Here is a 17486-nt window from a genome sequence, read left to right as displayed (position 1 = left end):
ACTTTCTTTATCTACGTTCTATTAATTTATTCAAATCCTATAACCATCCATTCATCCACTACATCCCAAAAATTTAAGTTATATTCTGGTTCTTCTTTTGAAGACCACAAAGTAGCATTGTCATTCAGACTGTTTTTATAGTCAACTACTACATAAGTTCCCATTCCATTGCTGAAAAATCCATAAGAAGATGTGAAATCAATTCTCAAATTATGTTCTCCAATTTCATCCACAATCTCCCATTCATAATCATCTAGATACGTAACATCTTCTAGTGACTCTAACCCCATTGACTTACTTGGATAATAGTAAAATCCATTATGAACATTTTCATAAAAGCTTCTAATTTTATCCGGGATTTTACTCCAATCTTCTTGAAGCTGCTCGTTGTTAAAGTATTCTTTAGGGTTTCGACCTTCATAATATAAAATTTTCCCTCTTGAATTTTTCACCGAATACAACATAGAGTATCGATTACCAATAGCCATTAATTCAACATCAATTAAAAATTCATTCAGGAAAGATATGGTATTGCTCATTTCACTACTTACATATCTTTTCCATACATTTAATATTTCACTTATCCTAATAGATTTATCTTTCTCTTTAAAAATCCCTCTCCATTCATCAGGAATTAAATCCTTTTGGATATTATCAATGTCATTAGGTCCTATTAAGCTCACAGATAGTTTCTTACTTAGTGTATATTTATTTAAGAAATCTAATTTATCTTGAAGCATTATCCCTGTCAACTCCCTATTCTTTTAAAAATCCATCTATTAAACCCTGTATTTTCACTTGCAATTCTTTTTCAATTCCCATCATTTTCTTTCTAAACGTTGGATCAACCTCAATATTTCTTTTTTTATATATTACCCATTCCTCATAAGTTTTTGACCCTTTAGAAGTATTAGCAATTTTACTTAATCCTATAAAGTTATCCCTATAATTTAACAAAGCTACTTGCTGCTCATAAGTTAACTTATCAAAACCTTCCATACGCGCAATGTTCTTCATAGGTACTATGTGATCAGCTTCTAATCTCTTGGTAATCTCTAGACCAGGTAGCGCAGGGTCAGGCATAGGCAAGTCCACCCCTTCATTCACCATATCTCTAAGCTCATCAGTAGGCGTTTCTTTTCTTAATCTACTATAGAGTTTATCAGATATTTTTTGATCACCGTACCGTGCTCCCGATTCACTTTCAACTCTCCGAGCCGTTTCACCAGTTTCACCACTCCGAACCGAAAACATCCGCCCAACATCTTTTCCAGTAATCCACTCATCTACCACTGGCATACGCGTTCCAGTCAGCGGTTCTTCTACTACTCGGACCTTCTTAGGAGCCAGCTTAATATCTCCGGCTTGACTAATTTTCTTTTTGATATAATTCGAAGAAGAACGATAAGCTTTCTGAGCGCTTTGCAGCGGCGGCATAATACGTTGAGTCGCTTGTTTGCTAAGTACATTCCGCATATCACTAAGCTTCTTCGCTCCGTTTGCCACGGCATTAGCGCCTGCTTTCGCTGTTTTCCCCGCTACCTTTGTAGAAAGCGCCCCAGCTCCAGCAATTCCTAATGCTTGCAGAAGACTTGCTTTACGCTGCTCTTCACTGATTTTATTCCCGAACATGTCGCGTCCGGTCATGTATTCTCCTAGCCCGTTTGCAGCCACAAGACCGTAGAGACCTTTTTCGGTTTGCTCCAGGACTTTGAAGGATTTGGCGGATTTGTAGGCGTCTAAGGCGTGATCCGCTGCGCTTAGGCCTTTAGCCGTTTTGTAGATGGCTTTTCCGCCTTTTGCGGCTCTTCCTACCCAGCCGACAACCGGAATGAAGCCGGCTGCTGCCATGGCTCCCGCTGCGACGCGCTGTGAGGTGGAAAGTTTTTCACCCGTAACAGGGTCCACGCCTTCTGCTGCTCGTTTATAATCATAATATCCGCTGACCTCTCCTGTAAAGGTAGAAACCGCGTCCCACGTTTTTTCATACCACGGCTTGTTTGCTTCTTCTTCTTGCTTTTTTTCCAGCTCGTATACTTCTTCTTGCTGCTTGTTGTAGTCAACATATGAAGTTGCATAGTCGTTTAGCTTTGTTTGAACTTTATACAGCTCGCTGTCGTGATAGGCTTTTTCGTCAAAGACAAGCTGATAGACACTTCCTCCTTGACTCGTAGCAAGCTCTAAGCCGCTTACTAGCGTATCCACTACCGCATAGAAGTCGTCCATTTCGCTGTATTCTTTTGACCATTCAGCGTCAAGCTGGTTCACTGCTTCAATTGTATCGGTGCGTTTTTTCTCTGCTTCTTCTATTTTATCGTTAAACTCACTCGTTGAAAACGCTGAAATAGAGACGATGTCGTCAATGCCGTTTAAAATACTCTGGAGATCGTCGTGCTGCTGAGCAACCATTTGTTTAGCGTTGCTGTTGGCGTTTTTTAGCTCTGTTTCTAAAAATGATTCATCTACAATCGTGCTTCCTGATAGCTTTGCTTTTTCAGCTTTAACGTGAAGCGTTGAAAAATAGCTTTTTTGCATTTTAATTAAGTTTTCCCACTGTCCGGCCGTATCGGCGTGCTGCTTATAAAAAGATTTTATATTGTCAGCGCCTTTTCCTTCTAAGCTGCCTTCTAAGTCCGCTACGCCCTGCAGCGCTTTTTTCAGTTCACCCAGCTGGCTGAGTAACTCATCGTAGGCTTTTTCCCTGTCTTTTGCTACATCAAACAGCGCTTTTGCATCGTATACCTTTCCCACAGTCATCCCCCTTTGCTGCTACGAATGGATAATAGATTCGTCTTGTTCTTTTAGTAAGTCTACATTAGATTTTGTATCTTTTACGTTTTTGTTTAGTGCTTTTATATAAGTAGAAATAAGCGTTTGAATTTCTTCTTCGCGCGCTGCCCATTTCTCTGTAGTATCAAGGCTGTTTTTTCCAAGGTCAGGCATTTTGCTAATGGATAAATTTCCAATCGCTGTGCTGACTGCTTCAAGCTTTTTGATAACATCAGCGTGATCAAGCTTAATTGTCATGAAAACAGCCCCCTTCTAATTTCACTAATCTTGTTTTCTACTGCGTCGTAGGCTTCTTCACCTTTAGCTAATAAAGAATCCGCTTCTCCAATAGCGGCGTTCAAGCCGCTCAAAGCTCCTTTTTCAGCTTCTAGCGCCCATATCTTTGTTTCAATTTCACGAATGTATCCATCGTAATCACCGTCTAAAATGCCTTTTATGTTGTCGTAGGCTGCCGTACGTTTTTCGTCAAAATCATCCGATAACGTACCCGTCCATTTGTCTCCAAGCTCAGGCTTTTTGATGTGTTCAATTTCTTTTAATGAAACAGCTTGTTCATGCTCAATTTTACTTTTAGCTGTTCTTAGCTTAGAAATTTTCCCTTCTACATCTGAGACTCTTCCAGATACTTCTCCCAGCAGTCCGTCTAATACGCTTCCTAACCCCATATCGTTCCTCCTGTTCCGCACATTTCGAGTTTAATCCAATAATTATAAGTATAAAATTTGTCTCATTATAGCTAAATAGGAAAAAACTCTCTTTTTTTATGCTTCTAGTTTCATGAATTGAGATAAAAATGAAAAATAAGAGAAAAAAGACTCATGCCTAAATACGTTATCCAACCATATACCGTTATCTAAAACAAAGAATAAGTAGAATAAAACCATTCCTTTGTACCCATACCCGTTTTTTTCCACAAATTAAAGCTTTTTGCGTAAAAAGACCAACTTCACTTCGTTTTTTTACACAGCAAAAAACCTCTGCACATTCTGCAGAGGTTTTGTTTTATACTTGAACCGGCGTTGGTTCTTCAGCTGTTTGTTCGTGCTGTACAAGTCCGTAGTTTTCCCATGCCCGGCTTTTCCAGCGGAAAAACATAATAACTGCGCGCGTCCATTCATCGGCTGCGATGGCAAGCCAAATGCCAGCGAGCCCCATGTCTAAATGGAAAACGAAGAAATAACCAAGCGGCAAGCTCATCATGACCATCGACATCGCACCAATTAACACCGGATATTTGGCATCTCCCGCTGCCCGCAGCGAGTTAATCAGCACAATGTTCATCGTTCTTCCCGTTTCAAGCACAATGCTCAGAAGCAGCACCGTCGCCCCAAGCTCAATGATATGCGGATTGTCTGTAAACACGCTGATCAGCTGTGTTCTGAATGTCATCACAAGAACAACCATCATCATCGTTACGGCACTGGCCCATTTGACGCTTTTCCATACGCGATGGTACGCCTCATCTTTTTCGTTTCCGCCTACTAAACGGCCGACAATAATCGCTGTACCCATTCCAATTGCAATGGCAAATAAGTAAATGAACATTGAAATATTCATCGCGTACTGTCTCGCAGCAAGTGATTCTGCTCCTAGGTAGGTTGCATAGTATAAAAAGACAATTTGACAGCCTTGATACATAACCTGTTCAAAAGCCGACGGAATACCGATTTTTAAAATTTTGCCGATATATTCTTTTGAAAGCGTAATGTAGTACTGAAATTTCACTCTATATTCCATCACTTGATACAGCAGCCAAAAGAACACAATCAGCGCAACAAATCGGCTGAACGCGGATGAAATCGCTGCTCCTTGCACGCCCATTTCCGGAAAGCCGAACTTCCCGAAGATTAAAGCATAGTTTCCTGCAATATGAAAAATGTTCATTCCAAGTGAAACAAACATCGCCTGCTTCGTAAAGCCGTGTACGCGAATAATTGCTGCAAGAGAGTTAATAATCGCTTGAAGAAAAATAGCTCCTCCGACGATGGATAAATAGCTTTGTGCATACATCAGCACGTCACCTTGTAAGTTCATCGCTTCCATCATATGCCTTGAAAACAAAAGAAAACCCGCGCTAATAACTAGCCCGACTCCTAAATTTAACGTAACGGCTAAAGCAGAAATCTTTGACGCTTCCATATACCGTTTTGATCCTAAATACTGAGAGACAACAATTGCCGCTCCGTTACCAATGACCTCTAATACTAAAATCGCAATGTGAAGGTATTGATTGGCTGCTCCGACTCCTGATACGGCATCATCCGACAGCGCACTTAGCATAAAGGTATCAGCAATCCCCATTAACATAAAAAGAAACACTTCTAAAAAGATCGGCCACGTTAAGAAAAACAAATTCAGCTTTTCTTTTGGCCCTTTTTTTGTTTCGACCGCGGTCATCCCATCACCTTCTTTACCGATATCCAATTTCAAACAAGAAGTATCTTACCACACATTTCCTTTGTATACATCCCCTTTTTAGCACATTTTTTATTTTATTTGTTTAGGCATAAAAAAAGCCGCTCCCTTGAAGAAAGCGGCTTTTTTCGCTATTAAATTGAAATTTTCACTTCTGCGTTCATACCTGGAAGAACTTTATCTGATGCATCATCAATTGAAATTTTCACCGGTACTTTTTGCGTTACTTTTGTATAGTTTCCTGTATTTTGAGCAGGAAGCATAGAAGACACTGAGTTGGTTGCGCGGCCGATTGCTTCAACATGGCCTTTAAAGACTTTACCTGAATCTCCGTCCACTGTAATGTCGACACTGTCTCCTTCTTCTAAGTCACCTAGGTCTGTTTCTTTAATGTTTGCATTGATATAGATTTTAGATAAATCAGCTGTTTGTGCTAATACATCGCCAGCTTTTACTAATTGATTTTGAGATGCGTTGTTTTTAATAATTGTTCCGTCAATCATAGAAGTTACGTCTGTTGATTTGTCGCCTTCTTTTAAGCTTCCAACAGAATCACCTTGAGAAACACTGTCTCCTTCTTTTACATTCCATTCGCTTAACTGACCGTTAGCTGAAGCAATGACTTGCGAAAGCGGTGCTTCTACCTGCGCTTCATCTGTTTTAACGTAATTTGCTTTTTCGTAGAAATAATATCCACCAAAGCCTACTAGTAATAAAATCACAATGATTCCAACAATGTTAGTAACCAATAAACGACTTTTACTCATCGGAATTCCTTCTTTCTATAGTTAGTATATTATATAGATGTTTCTTCTGTTTGAGGTGCCGGCAGCATTTTTCTTTCTTCTTGCGGCTCAGCTTCTTCTTGAACCTCTTCTTTTTGAACAAGAATTCTATTTTTACCGCTCCACGCTTTACTTAGTGAAGCAATGAGCATAATTACGCCTAAAATACCAAGCATGAAAAATAAGTTGTGATACGCATGTAAAATCGATGCTTTTTTAGCGCCTGCTACAACAGCCGTCACAGCCGATGTTTTTGCGTCTGCTTGACTCATTCCCATACCCATATAGCGTTTAATCATTTCAGACAACTGCAGCTTCACCTGAGGATCTACTGAGCTAATTTGTCCTCGAAAATCTTCATAATAAATCGCGTTTTGTCGAACAACAAACCATCCTATTACAGGTGCTATAATAGCTCCTAGTAAATTTCGAATGGAGTGCAGTGAAATTGAGCGCATGGAAGCTTGATGTAAATCTCCGGCTAGCGCCGCTCCTAGTGCACCGGATACCAGTGCCATACTAACACCCATACCAAAGAGCATAATGTGAACATATAAACTGACTAGTGATGTATCAGCTGATACGTTTACCCAGCTAAATCCTACAATGACAATGAGAAGTGATCCAATCGCTCCAAGATAACCTGGACCAAATTTATCATACAAGAATGTTGTCGCAAATGCTGAAATCAGTACCCCAATAAAGAAGTACAAATAAAAATAAGAAAGCGTGGTGTAGGATGCATTTTGCACATTTTGCATGACGCCATTAATACCTGCGATTGCTAAGATGTATGCCATATGACCGCCAATTGCCATAATTGTACCTGCAACTGGTTTTACGGCTAGCAGCGATTTTAATGGTACTAACGGATTTTCAGCCGCTAAATCAACTAAAACAAAAATGACAACTAACCCTGCTGCAGCTAGTAAGAATGGCCACACTTGAATAGAAGCGAATCCTTCATATCTTAGTTCATACAGTGGATATACTAGTAAAATCATAATAAGACTAAGGATAAAGATACTTTTCTTATCTACTGGACGCTCTTCTTGCTGACTTGGATCGTGAGCAGGCAATACCTTATATCCGATAAACAGACAGACAAGAGAAGCAAGTATTCCTAGAACAAACACCCAGCGCCAATTGTCCATGCTAAGAGATACAGCGCCTAAAAAGGCTCCAATTGCTGTTGAACCGAAGAGTCCGCCGATCGCTAACACTAAAAAGAAGTTTCGGATTTTATTCGGAAACGAAATCAGCGCAGCTGGAATAATGGTTAAAAACAACATTCCTGAGCTTAAGCCTTGAATCAGACGACCAAGGGATAAAAATGCCACATTTTCAGAAAAAACGTTGATAATCGAACCTGCTAAAAAGACTAAAACGAACGTTAAGTATGCTTTACGCACGCCATATTTTTTCGTCAGCATCGGACCAATTGGTACCCCAAGTCCAAATGCCAAATTAGAAATAATAGATGGCAATAGTAAGCTTTGTGTACTCGCATCAAATCGATTTTGAATCAATACTTGATTGACCGTGTAAGATAAATTCAAAAAATACTGAGGGCCAATCGAAAATAGCGTTAAAATCGCCATAATTAAGTATTTAGGTACGCTTAAACCTTGTTTGTCGGAGGCTACTGCTGGATTATTCTGACTCATATTTATTCCTCCTTTTATTAAATTCTTTTCATATGACTAACAATTCCTTACATATTTTATCGTACAAGTTGTATCATGCAAGTTATAGCAGCACTCCATATTATACATCTTTTAATGAAGAAATCAACTTCTTTGTTCCAACTTAAAAAGACTATTTTTCAATAGCCTTTTTGTTTACCTATATGTATTCGCTTTAACATCCATTGCTGCGCCATTTTTTAAAATTATGATTCAAGCGGGATAAGCTTTTTTCCAGTACTAAAATCTCTTCTTCCGACCAATCTTCTAACACTTCAGCATAGGCCTGTTTACGCTTGCTTTGTACATGCTGCAAAATATCTTTTCCTGAATCCGTCATTTCAATTAAACTAATTCGCCCGTTTTCTGGACTTGGAAAGCGGCGAACAAACTGTTTGGTTTCAAGCGCAGATACTTGCCGGCTAGCTGTAGATAAGCTCAGCTTTAAATTTTCAGCTAATGCATTAATCCCGAGCGGACTGCGCTGATCTAGCTCGCTTAACAGTAAATATTCAGAACGGTCCAAGCTTCCAAGCTTGGGACTGTGCGTCGTTGTTAGACGAACAAGCAGCGCAATTTCGTGCTCAATGGTTTGCAGCGAGTCTCGCTTCACCTCTGTCTCCCCCTTTATCTCCTAGAACATTCTGTACTTTTCGATATGTTTACTATACCGCAACCGTTCGCGTGAACCAACCTTTTTTCCGTTTTTCTTCTATTATATAGAAAGAAATCATAGGTGGGGTACATTTAATTCTAACATCACGGGACAGTGGTCGCTTCCCATTACATGCGGATGAATAGCAGCTTCTTGAATCACGTCTTTGATTCTCTCTGATACGATAAAATAATCAATGCGCCATCCGATATTTCGTTCTCGCACTTTGTTCATATACGACCACCAAGTATAGGCTCCTTCTTCATTTGGATATAGATAGCGGAATGTATCAAGAAATCCGCTAGCAAGAAGCGTCGTCATTTTCCCTCTCTCTTCGATGGTAAAACCAGAATTTCCTCGGTTTGACTTTGGATTGCGCAAGTCAATTTCTGCGTGGGCTACATTTAGGTCTCCGCATAAAATCACTGCTTTACGGCTATTTAATTTGTTTAAGTACACGAGCAGAGCATCTTCCCATTGAAGCCTTTCTTCAAGCCTTGCTAAGTCTCTTTTAGAATTTGGCGTATACACATTTACTACATAGCATTGTTCAAATTCAAGCGTGATAATACGCCCTTCGTCTTCTGATTCTTTATCCACACCGTATGAAACGGATAAAGGCTTTTGCTTTGTAAAAACTGCCGTTCCGGAATAGCCTTTTTTCACGGCATAATTCCAGTACTGATAATATCCTTCTAGCTGCAAATCAATTTGTCCTTCCTGCAGCTTCGTCTCTTGAATACAAAATACATCCGCATCCACTTCTTGAAAATAATCTAAAAATCCTTTTCGCACACACGCGCGAATGCCATTTACGTTCCACGAAATCAACTTCATAAACTGTCCACGTTCTCCTCACTCGATTTATGTATCAGTGTTTAGTGTAGACAATTTCTTGCATGAGTTCAAATAATTTAAAGCGTATACTTTTCTTTTCAAGGTATTCCTGATATTTCTTCTTATTTTATTTTCTGTACCTCAAACACTAGATACAAGAGGTGAAACATAATGTCAACAAACAACACGTATGAAAATAACGAAGAAGTTTCTGTTGTTTCTAAAAAAGAAGAGCACCCTACTAAAGAATGCGAAACACAGAATCAAACGGCGCTTACTAAAGAAGATTTTTCTTTAAATGATTCTGCCATTAAGCACTTTAGCAGGTAATTCATAAAAATAAAAACCCGTTAACTGGTAGCAAGACTTGCTGTCTCAAGCTCTTGCTTCTTGCTATCCATTTCTTAAAAATAAGGTGGTCGTATGCTAAAAACCATTCAAATGATAGAAGCCATAAAAAAACATTCTATGCCTTTTGCTGATGTCGATGACTTACTGCCGCTCATTAACACAGCAAGCCGCGCTCAATACGTACTTCTCGGAGAAGCATCTCACGGCACATCTGAATTTTACGAAATTCGAGCAGCTATTACGAAAGAATTAATTCATCATCATGATTTCTCCTTTATAGCAGTGGAAGGAGACTGGCCTTCGTGTTTTGAAGTTAATCGCTATATTAAAGGATATACAACTCAGTACGCGAATGCCGAAGATGTCTTAAAATCTTTTAACCGCTGGCCCTCATGGATGTGGGCCAATCAAGAAATAAAAGAATTGATTGAATGGCTTCGTGATTATAACAACAACTTGCCAGCACATCAGCCGAAAGTAGGTTTTTACGGCTTAGATGTATACAGCCTGTGGGAATCGATGGAAGCTATTATTGAGTACTTAGAAAACAACCACGCTTCTGATGCAAAGAAAGTGAAAAAAGCCTTTGAATGCTTTGAACCTTTTCATCGCGAAGCACAGATGTACGGAATCTCTTCTGCTCTTTACGGAAAAAACTGCATGGTAGAAATCTTAGAGCTTTTACAAACCATTCAGCAAAAAAAAGATACCTATACTCATGAGCCTGAGGCTGCGCTTAGTATGCAGGTAAATGCGCTGGTAGCAAGCAATGCTGAAGCTTATTATCATACGATGATTACCAACGACAATGAATCGTGGAATATTCGCGATCGTCATATGGTAGAAGCTTTAAAATATATTCAAGCTTACTACAAAGATAGCGCTAAAGGCATTGTATGGGAGCATAACACTCACATCGGAGATGCAAGAGCAACGGACATGAAAAGCAGCGGCATGGTGAATGTAGGTCAGCTTACCCGTGAAGAATACGGACCGAAGCATGTTTACGCCGTCGGATTCGGAACTCATCACGGCACGGTCATTGCTTCTGATAGCTGGGGTAATCCTCAGCAGGAGTTAACCGTTCCTCCAGCTATAGAAGGAAGCTGGGAAGATACCATTCACCGAGCAGGTGCTTTTGATCAATATCTCATGTTCACAGAGGAAAACCGAAATTTTTTTCATTCAACGATAGGCCACCGCGCCATTGGTGTTGTATATGACCCAGAGATTGAACAATACGGAAATTATGTTCCTTCTCGCTTGTCAAAACGATATGATGCTTTTATTTATGTAGAAGAAACACATGCTTTATCGCCACTCATCTTTTAATTAAATAAGCGGACTTCTAAAGAAGTCCGCTTATTTTTTATTGTAAAAAGCTACGAATCGTATCGGTTACCAGTGCATGATCTTCTTCTTGTGACATTCCTGATACGGTGATGCTTCCAATTACGCCGACGTTTTTAACCGAAATCGGAAATGAACCACCTACCGCTTCGAATTCGTGAGGGTTCGCTGCATAAAACTGCGCGTAAGAACGATCTTTTAACTCGCAGTACAGCTTCATATAATACGAGCTGTGATGGTGGCGAAAAACGGTATTTGATTTTCGTTTAATCCATTCTTCATGATCCGGAATCGCCCCTTCCATCGCATAATGAAAAAGTGTTTGACCATTTCGTTTAATATTTACTGTAACGGATTTTCTCTTACTTTTTGCTTCATTAATAATTGCTGTTCCTATCTGTAACGCCTGGTCATTTGTAAATTGATGAAAGATTAGTTCTTTTTCCTGTTGAACTACTTTTTCAAGCAGCGTCTCTACCGAATGATTACTCACTGTTTCTCGCTCCTTAGTTAAAATAAACCGCTCGTTTTTCTTTGCTGCTTTCAAAGGCTGCTTCAATGACTTTAACCACGTCACGAGCTTCTTCTGCTGAAACCGGGAGCTCTTCTCCTCGAAGCAGGCTATCGGCAATTTTTTGATAATACGTCACATAAGAACCGTGCAGCGTTTGAATTTCTTTCGTTTCGCCTTCGCCAGTTGTCAGCTTTCCGTAGTGCTCAGGGCTGTCGGCTCCCCACGTATCATCCACAGGCTTCTTGCCGGCTCTTAGCATATCTTCTTGACCGTCGATGCCGTATTTAATATAGCTTGCTTTTGTTCCGTGAACTTGAAAGCGCGGCCCGTTGCTTGGCACAATGGCACTTGAATGTAAAATAACGCGAAGAGAACCGTATCCAAGCACTATGTGGAAGTAATCATCCGTACGTGCATGATCTCGCTGACCAAATACATCAGCTTGAACAAATTCAGGCATTCCAAAAAGATGTAAGGCTTGGTCAATTAAATGAGATCCCAAATCGTAAAGCGCTCCTGATCCAGATCCTTCATTTTCTCTCCAGCGGTCTCGAACAGCTGGACGATAGCGATCAAAATGAGCTTCATACATTTTAACGTCGCCTAATTTCCCTTCTTCAATCAGCTGCTTTACCGTCAAATAATCATTATCCCATCTGCGGTTATGATAGACGCTTAGTTGAACATCCTGTTCTTTTGCTAATTGAATTAATTCATTTGCTTCTTTTTCCGATACGACCATCGGCTTTTCAACAATTACATGCTTACCTGCGCGTAGTGCGTCTTTCACCATTTCATAGTGCATGCCGCTAGGCGTTGTAATAATAACTAAATCAATGCTGTCATCTTCTAGAAGTTCAGATAGAGTGCTCACTACTTCAACATCCTCTAAGTCACTCTTTACTTTTTCAGGATTTGAACTCATTACCTTTGAAATATGAAATTCGTCTAACACGCTTAAAAGCGGCGTGTGAAACACTGTTGCTGAAAATCCGTATCCTACTAATCCTACTTTTATTTTTTTCATTGTGTTTCCTCTCCTTTATCAACATCTGTTACGATAAGCCGCACTTGATTTTGTTCTATTTTTTCTTTTACATCCGCTTCTGGTGCTTTATTTGTAATTAGGATATCAATATCGCTCATATCACATACTCGATGTAAAAATTCACGTTCAAACTTTGTATGATCCGCAAGCATAATCACTTGTCTTGCACATTGAATCATCTGCCTTTTTAAAAACGCTTCTTCTTCACTTGGAGATGTAATACCATCTGCACCAACGCCGCACGTACCTAAAAACAGCTGATCTACTTTGTATTCCTGCAACGTAGAAATCGTCCTTGGCCCGGTGACGTTACGGTTTTTCCCGTTAAACTTGCCCGGCAGCAAAAACGTATCACACGTCGTATATTGATCGAGCAAATCCACATTATCAATGGAATTCGTAATAACAGTTGCATGCTTTACATCCATATACTTCGCCATCAGTGCGATGGTAGAAGACGTATCTAAAAGTACATCATAGCCCGCCGAAATTAACGAAGCTGCTTCTTTAGCGATTTGTTCTTTCGCTTTGGTAGGCGTTCGTTCACTATAATCAACGATGTGACTTGACGATAGCGTCGCCCCGCCTTTGACTCTCATAACCTCACCATGTTCTTCAAGTTTGACTAAATCACGCCTCGCCGTATCTTTTGAAACGGTAAACATATCGCAAATTTCGTCTAACGTAATCGTACGGTGTGTATGAAGGTATTCAACAATCGCACTCATGCGCTGCTCTTGATACATCCGAATACCCTCCTTTTTTACTTTGATATGAGCTAATTGTAGCGCAAATAAAAACTAAAAGCCAGAAAAAACTTAAAAACATTAAGTTTTTTACGTTTTTAACTTAAATTATAAAAGTAAACAAACGCCTTCTGGAAATAACTATCTTATTTTGGATAATACTTCTTTTATATCTGATACCCTTTCATGCTTTTAACTAATCTCTTCTAAACAATTCAGACTTCTAGCAAATTTATATGAAAAAAAAGCGAGAATCGTAAAGATTCCCGCTTTGTCGTTACATCTTATGCTCAAGCGCCTTGAAGTTTTCTTGAAATTGCTCCAAGCGAACAAGCCCTTCTTCACGCAGACGTTTGTTTTCTTCTTCGATTGCTTTTGTTTCCTGCATTCCTTTCATAATAATATTCCACGTTTGCTCCATCGTTTCTACTTTTACGCTAGGGGCACCGGACATTTTGGCGATTTTAACGCTTTGCTGTGAAATATTTTCTGCATTTCGAATGAGCAGTTCATTTGTACGTTTGTCTAATTCGTTCATCGACTCGGCTACTAAATCTTGACGCTTTGCTGCGATTGCGTTAATAAGTCCATTTTTAAAAATAGGAATCGTTGTAATAAACGCAGAATTGATTTTGCCGATCAGCTTTGTATTTCCTCGCTGCAGCATGCGAATTTGAGGAGCAGATTGATAAGATACTTGTTTTGCCATTTCTAAATCATATAATCGCTGCTCCATCAGCTCAACCGCATTTTTTAAGGTTTGAAGCTCCATTGCCGCCAGCTGATTTCCACTCGACGCTCTTTCTTCAAGCACCTTTAGCTCTTGTTTTAACTCTTCTACTTTCACTTCGCCCGCTACAATGTATTTTTCAAGCTCCATATAATACTGATAGTTTTGCTCGTAAAGCTGTTCAAGTGTTGTGGTTGAGTGCTTCATTTCGGTTTCATATTTTGTAATTTCAACATATACTTTATCAATTTCAGAGCCCATCGTCTCATATTTTTGAAACAGCTTGTCTACTATTTTTTGACCGCGTTTAAAAAGCTTAGAGAAAAACCCTTTATCTTCAACAAAATCCTTTGCATCAAATTTATCCATAATCTTTCCAAGCTGCTTTAATAATTGACTTGATTCTTCCATGCTAGACGATTTAATTGTACTAAGCACTTTTCCGGAAAAAGAGGAAATTTCATTAGCTGTTTCTTTCCCATACTCAAGTAAAGCCAGCTGATTTTTATAATCAATTTGTTCTGCCAAGCGACGTACTTCTGGCTCTTCTCGCAGTTTTGCTTTTACTTCGTTAGGCTTTGTTTCTAAAACTTCTTCGGCTTCGTTTACATCTAAAGGCTGTAATTCGTTTGGTGCCATTTAAAAACCCTTCTTTCTTTAAAAGATTCGTTTTAACCATTTTTGAATGAGCGACGGCTCTTTGAATTCTTCATTAAAGCTAATATCTTCTAGCCAGTGCATATCGAAATATTTTTCTTCGACAAACGCTTCTATATCTATTTGACCGGTCGGATTAAAAAGAACAATATCAACGCCAAATTCATTTAACAGAAGCAGTAAAGCTGCATCTTCACGCGTAAACGTTTCATGTTCATTTCCGTGATAAATAATGAGCCGAGGGACGTGCTGCGTATAATCAAATTTTTGAAGCATGCGAAGCACGTTGTTTGGAAGCTTCAAAGACTGATTAAACAAGTACATTTGATGCTGATACGCATCTTCATGATCTAACCGAAGAAGCTTTGAATGTGCACAGTATCTGGAAATGGCTGCAGCTAGCCCTTGCTGAAGCCCGATAGGCAGTTCTTTATAGCGCCACCAGTTGCTTTCAATCATTTTATCTGGACTGAGCGTCCCATCACTTCCGAGAGCTCCTTGATAATGAAAGTAATTATTTCCTTCTATTTTTTTAACAAAAGGAACAGAATCAATCGTCAGAGCTAACTCATTTTCTGTTTGCATGAGCTCATGCACTTTGCTCCAGTACTCTTTTCGGTTTTTAGAAATACCAAGTACTTTTGAGAATAGGACCGGCACGTGTACATATGGCTTTGACACTTCAAAATTAGGACGAATAAACGCCCGTTCTCTCATTAATAAAAAGATCTCATCATACGTCGTTTTGAGAGTAACTGAAGTTGGAAAATACGAACGAAATTGCCAAGGTTTATACAGCAGGGACTCCTCTGAATGAAGCACTTGCTCAATTTCTTGAGAAGCTCGAAATGCTACCGTACCTTTTCGAACCGGTTTATCCGTTGGAAAAGGAAAAAGCGAGCTAGTAGAAGGAAACGTATAAACCGTTGTTAAATGTTGATTCTCATCTACTTCTTTTAAATTATCCTTTCCCTCCGGATGAAAGGTAAGGACGTCAAAACCTAGTAAAATTAAATAATAGAGAAAATACTGCTCGCTTTTATTCGCATCTCCATACCACATGATGCGAGGCGCGTGCTCAGGAAATGCTTTATCGACCATCCAAGGTTTTACATGATTCCACTGCCACTTTATTAAATCGATTAATACGCGTTGAAAATGCCCGTCCATAAAGCCCTCTGCATGTTGTTCTTTAAAACACGTTAAGGTTTCAATAAATTTTTCGCGTACTATTCTATGTATAGCGGGATTTTCTGACTTCACGATCAGCTTTTTTCCTTCTAAAAAAGCAAACAGTCGATTGACAGAAAGGCCGCATTCTTCTTGATTAATTTTAAGAATCGTTTGTACTTCTTTTAATCTATCATTTGAAATGGACTTATCAAGCTTATCGTGCAGGACAAGGATCGATGATGATGAATGCGCGAGTTCATAAAGAAAGGATGCGTACTCGTCCGCATCAAGATGGGTGCCTACATATCTTCCCGCCACTTGTTTATAGGAAGTTTGCTGCTCATTTTGTATAAAGTCACCTCGCAGAGAAACATCTTGAGAAAAAAGAGAAGTTCCATTTTGCTCGTTAAGATTAATGATATGAGGATCAATTAGTTTACTCACGCCTTACAGCTCCTTTCTTTTCAGACATATACATGCTAAAAAGAAAGGGTACTCGTTAAAGCACCCTTTCTTTTTCATTTATCCCATGCCTTTTTTATACGGATAATCCGTAGTTGCGGCAAAGATCGGCCAAGCCACCGGAAAATCCGCTGCCAATGGCATTAAACTTCCAGTCGTTTCCGTGCTTGTATAGCTCGCATACAACGACAGCTGTTTCGATTGAAAAATCTTCGCCTAAGTCGTAACGAAGCACTTCTTCGTTTGTTTCAGCGTCTATCAGACGAACAAACGCATTGGATACTTGTCCAAAGTTTTGTCCGCGAGCATCTGCGTCGTGAATCGTGACGCTGATTCCGATTTTTTCAACGTGGTCAGGAAGAAGGGAAAAATCAACGGCTATTTGCTCATCATCTCCATCTCCTGCACCCGTACGGTTGTCACCGGTATGCTCCACAGCGCCATTGGGACTTTTTAAATTGTTGTAAAAAACAAACTCCTCGTCATTTACAACCTGACTTGATTTATTGGCTAAAAATGCACATGCATCTAAATCGAAATCCTGAGATCCAGCATATTTGTTTGTATCCCATCCAAGGCCTACTATTACTTTTGTTAATCCTGGGTTGGTTTTCGTTAGGTCAATGCGCTGACCTTTTGATAAAGAAATTGACATAAAACATCCTCCGTACGTTTTCTTGCTTTAATGATTAGGCGTTTAAACCAAAGTCGTTGACAAGTGCCGCTAAGCCGCCTTGATAGCCGCTGCCAATAGCATTAAACTTCCATTCTCCGCCGTGTCGGTACAGCTCTCCTACTACAACGGCTGTTTCGATCGAGAAGTCTTCACCTAAATCATAACGAATTAACTCTTCGTCATTTGTTGCATTTAAAATACGAACGTAGGCATTGCTTACTTGGCCAAAGTTTTGACCGCGCGCTTCCGCTTCATGAATCGTAATGGTAAACGCGATACGTTCAATAGATTGAGGCACATTTTTCAAGTCTACTTGAACCTGCTCATCGTCTCCTTCACCTACGCCTGTACGGTTATCTCCGGTATGCTCAACCGCTCCGTTTGCACCCGTCGTATTATTGTAAAAAATAAAATCAGATTCTGAAGCGCATTTTCCCGCTTCGTTTAATAAAAAGACAGATGAATCTAAATCAAAATCATTTCCACCGTCATACTTATTTACATCCCATCCAAGACCTACTACTACGTTTGTTAATCCTGGATTCGTTTTTGTTAAATCTACTTTTTGTCCTTTTGAAAGATTAATAGCCATTTCGTTTCCCTCTTTTCAAG

Annotated in this window: 18 protein-coding genes; 2 read left to right on the top strand and 16 right to left on the bottom strand. The window is 39.6% G+C overall.

Translation table 11 applies throughout. The features are described 5' to 3' along the window. Positions 1–26: 26 nt before the first annotated feature. From AC0C45_RS16785 to AC0C45_RS16745, 9 genes are all read right to left on the bottom strand, one after another. Complete coding sequence (locus tag AC0C45_RS16785; RefSeq protein WP_047931478.1) at positions 27–740, bottom strand: hypothetical protein; 714 nt, start codon at positions 738–740, stop codon at positions 27–29. 16 nt (positions 741–756) lie between these two features. Beyond that, positions 757–2751: a ribonuclease YeeF family protein gene (locus AC0C45_RS16780; protein ID WP_047931477.1), complete on the bottom strand. Its 1995-nt coding sequence runs from the start codon at positions 2749–2751 to the stop codon at positions 757–759. Positions 2752–2769: 18 nt separating this feature from the next. After that, the gene (locus AC0C45_RS16775; RefSeq protein WP_045291795.1) at positions 2770–3027 is read right to left on the bottom strand and encodes a YwqI/YxiC family protein; all 258 of its coding nucleotides are present in this window, start codon (positions 3025–3027) and stop codon (positions 2770–2772) included. After that, positions 3024–3455 carry a YwqH-like family protein gene (locus tag AC0C45_RS16770; RefSeq protein ID WP_034651415.1) on the bottom strand — a complete coding sequence of 144 codons (432 nt, stop codon included), beginning with the start codon at positions 3453–3455 and terminating at the stop codon, positions 3024–3026. Before AC0C45_RS16770 ends, AC0C45_RS16775 begins: the two co-directional genes overlap by 4 nt. Positions 3456–3792: 337 nt before the next feature. Then, complete coding sequence (locus AC0C45_RS16765) at positions 3793–5187, bottom strand: MATE family efflux transporter (protein ID WP_034651412.1); 1395 nt, start codon at positions 5185–5187, stop codon at positions 3793–3795. A gap of 152 nt (positions 5188–5339) precedes the next feature. Next, entirely contained in the window at positions 5340–5972 is a 633-nt protein-coding gene (locus AC0C45_RS16760) for an HlyD family secretion protein (protein WP_047931475.1), read from the bottom strand. A gap of 29 nt (positions 5973–6001) precedes the next feature. Beyond that, positions 6002–7657, bottom strand: coding sequence for an MFS transporter (locus tag AC0C45_RS16755; protein WP_047931474.1), 1656 nt, complete (start codon positions 7655–7657; stop codon positions 6002–6004). 193 nt (positions 7658–7850) lie between these two features. Continuing rightward, positions 7851–8288 carry a MarR family winged helix-turn-helix transcriptional regulator gene (locus tag AC0C45_RS16750; protein WP_034651403.1) on the bottom strand — a complete coding sequence of 146 codons (438 nt, stop codon included), beginning with the start codon at positions 8286–8288 and terminating at the stop codon, positions 7851–7853. A gap of 117 nt (positions 8289–8405) precedes the next feature. Then, positions 8406–9167: an exodeoxyribonuclease III gene (locus AC0C45_RS16745; protein WP_171777129.1), complete on the bottom strand. Its 762-nt coding sequence runs from the start codon at positions 9165–9167 to the stop codon at positions 8406–8408. Between the two features lie 171 nt (positions 9168–9338). Here AC0C45_RS16745 and AC0C45_RS16740 point away from each other — a divergent pair, with 171 nt between their 5' ends. Beyond that, the gene (locus AC0C45_RS16740) at positions 9339–9497 is read left to right on the top strand and encodes a hypothetical protein (protein WP_162837676.1); all 159 of its coding nucleotides are present in this window, start codon (positions 9339–9341) and stop codon (positions 9495–9497) included. Between the two features lie 93 nt (positions 9498–9590). Beyond that, positions 9591–10850: an erythromycin esterase family protein gene (locus AC0C45_RS16735; protein WP_237892392.1), complete on the top strand. Its 1260-nt coding sequence runs from the start codon at positions 9591–9593 to the stop codon at positions 10848–10850. A gap of 37 nt (positions 10851–10887) precedes the next feature. On the opposite strand, the gene AC0C45_RS16730 is transcribed toward AC0C45_RS16735, so the two are convergent. The 7 genes from AC0C45_RS16730 to AC0C45_RS16700 form a co-directional block, all read right to left on the bottom strand. Then, positions 10888–11361, bottom strand: coding sequence for a heme-degrading domain-containing protein (locus AC0C45_RS16730; protein WP_047931471.1), 474 nt, complete (start codon positions 11359–11361; stop codon positions 10888–10890). A 13-nt stretch (positions 11362–11374) separates the two neighbouring features. Continuing rightward, on the bottom strand, positions 11375–12409 hold the full coding sequence (locus AC0C45_RS16725; RefSeq protein WP_047931470.1) for an oxidoreductase: 1035 nt from the start codon (positions 12407–12409) through the stop codon (positions 11375–11377). Further along, on the bottom strand, positions 12406–13176 hold the full coding sequence (locus tag AC0C45_RS16720) for a DeoR/GlpR family DNA-binding transcription regulator (RefSeq protein WP_013083484.1): 771 nt from the start codon (positions 13174–13176) through the stop codon (positions 12406–12408). Before AC0C45_RS16720 ends, AC0C45_RS16725 begins: the two co-directional genes overlap by 4 nt. A gap of 277 nt (positions 13177–13453) precedes the next feature. Beyond that, on the bottom strand, positions 13454–14545 hold the full coding sequence (locus AC0C45_RS16715; protein ID WP_257062331.1) for a toxic anion resistance protein: 1092 nt from the start codon (positions 14543–14545) through the stop codon (positions 13454–13456). 18 nt (positions 14546–14563) lie between these two features. Continuing rightward, a complete protein-coding gene (locus tag AC0C45_RS16710; RefSeq protein WP_472928303.1) occupies positions 14564–16180 on the bottom strand; it encodes a YceG family protein in 1617 nt (538 codons plus the stop codon). 94 nt (positions 16181–16274) lie between these two features. Further along, positions 16275–16853 carry a TerD family protein gene (locus AC0C45_RS16705; protein WP_013057395.1) on the bottom strand — a complete coding sequence of 193 codons (579 nt, stop codon included), beginning with the start codon at positions 16851–16853 and terminating at the stop codon, positions 16275–16277. Between the two features lie 34 nt (positions 16854–16887). After that, positions 16888–17466, bottom strand: coding sequence for a TerD family protein (locus tag AC0C45_RS16700; protein ID WP_013083487.1), 579 nt, complete (start codon positions 17464–17466; stop codon positions 16888–16890). Between the last annotated feature and the right edge of the window lie 20 nt (positions 17467–17486).

The sequence above is a fragment of the Priestia sp. VA7 genome (assembly GCF_055710015.1).
This window is presented reverse-complemented; position numbering and strand designations above follow the sequence as displayed.

What these genes read in the sequence shown, in the direction of transcription:
- AC0C45_RS16785 (WP_047931478.1), bottom strand. Translation starts at nt 740, where the DNA reads ATGCTTCAAGATAAATTAGATTTCTTAAATAAATATACACTAAGTAAG.
- AC0C45_RS16775 (WP_045291795.1), bottom strand. Translation starts at nt 3,027, where the DNA reads ATGACAATTAAGCTTGATCACGCTGATGTTATCAAAAAGCTTGAAGCA.
- AC0C45_RS16770 (WP_034651415.1), bottom strand. Translation starts at nt 3,455, where the DNA reads ATGGGGTTAGGAAGCGTATTAGACGGACTGCTGGGAGAAGTATCTGGA.
- AC0C45_RS16765 (WP_034651412.1), bottom strand. Translation starts at nt 5,187, where the DNA reads ATGACCGCGGTCGAAACAAAAAAAGGGCCAAAAGAAAAGCTGAATTTG.
- AC0C45_RS16760 (WP_047931475.1), bottom strand. Translation starts at nt 5,972, where the DNA reads ATGAGTAAAAGTCGTTTATTGGTTACTAACATTGTTGGAATCATTGTG.
- AC0C45_RS16755 (WP_047931474.1), bottom strand. Translation starts at nt 7,657, where the DNA reads ATGAGTCAGAATAATCCAGCAGTAGCCTCCGACAAACAAGGTTTAAGC.
- AC0C45_RS16745 (WP_171777129.1), bottom strand. Translation starts at nt 9,167, where the DNA reads ATGAAGTTGATTTCGTGGAACGTAAATGGCATTCGCGCGTGTGTGCGA.
- AC0C45_RS16740 (WP_162837676.1), top strand. Translation starts at nt 9,339, where the DNA reads ATGTCAACAAACAACACGTATGAAAATAACGAAGAAGTTTCTGTTGTT.
- AC0C45_RS16735 (WP_237892392.1), top strand. Translation starts at nt 9,591, where the DNA reads ATGCTAAAAACCATTCAAATGATAGAAGCCATAAAAAAACATTCTATG.
- AC0C45_RS16725 (WP_047931470.1), bottom strand. Translation starts at nt 12,409, where the DNA reads ATGAAAAAAATAAAAGTAGGATTAGTAGGATACGGATTTTCAGCAACA.
- AC0C45_RS16720 (WP_013083484.1), bottom strand. Translation starts at nt 13,176, where the DNA reads ATGTATCAAGAGCAGCGCATGAGTGCGATTGTTGAATACCTTCATACA.
- AC0C45_RS16715 (WP_257062331.1), bottom strand. Translation starts at nt 14,545, where the DNA reads ATGGCACCAAACGAATTACAGCCTTTAGATGTAAACGAAGCCGAAGAA.
- AC0C45_RS16705 (WP_013057395.1), bottom strand. Translation starts at nt 16,853, where the DNA reads ATGTCAATTTCTTTATCAAAAGGTCAGCGCATTGACCTAACGAAAACC.
- AC0C45_RS16700 (WP_013083487.1), bottom strand. Translation starts at nt 17,466, where the DNA reads ATGGCTATTAATCTTTCAAAAGGACAAAAAGTAGATTTAACAAAAACG.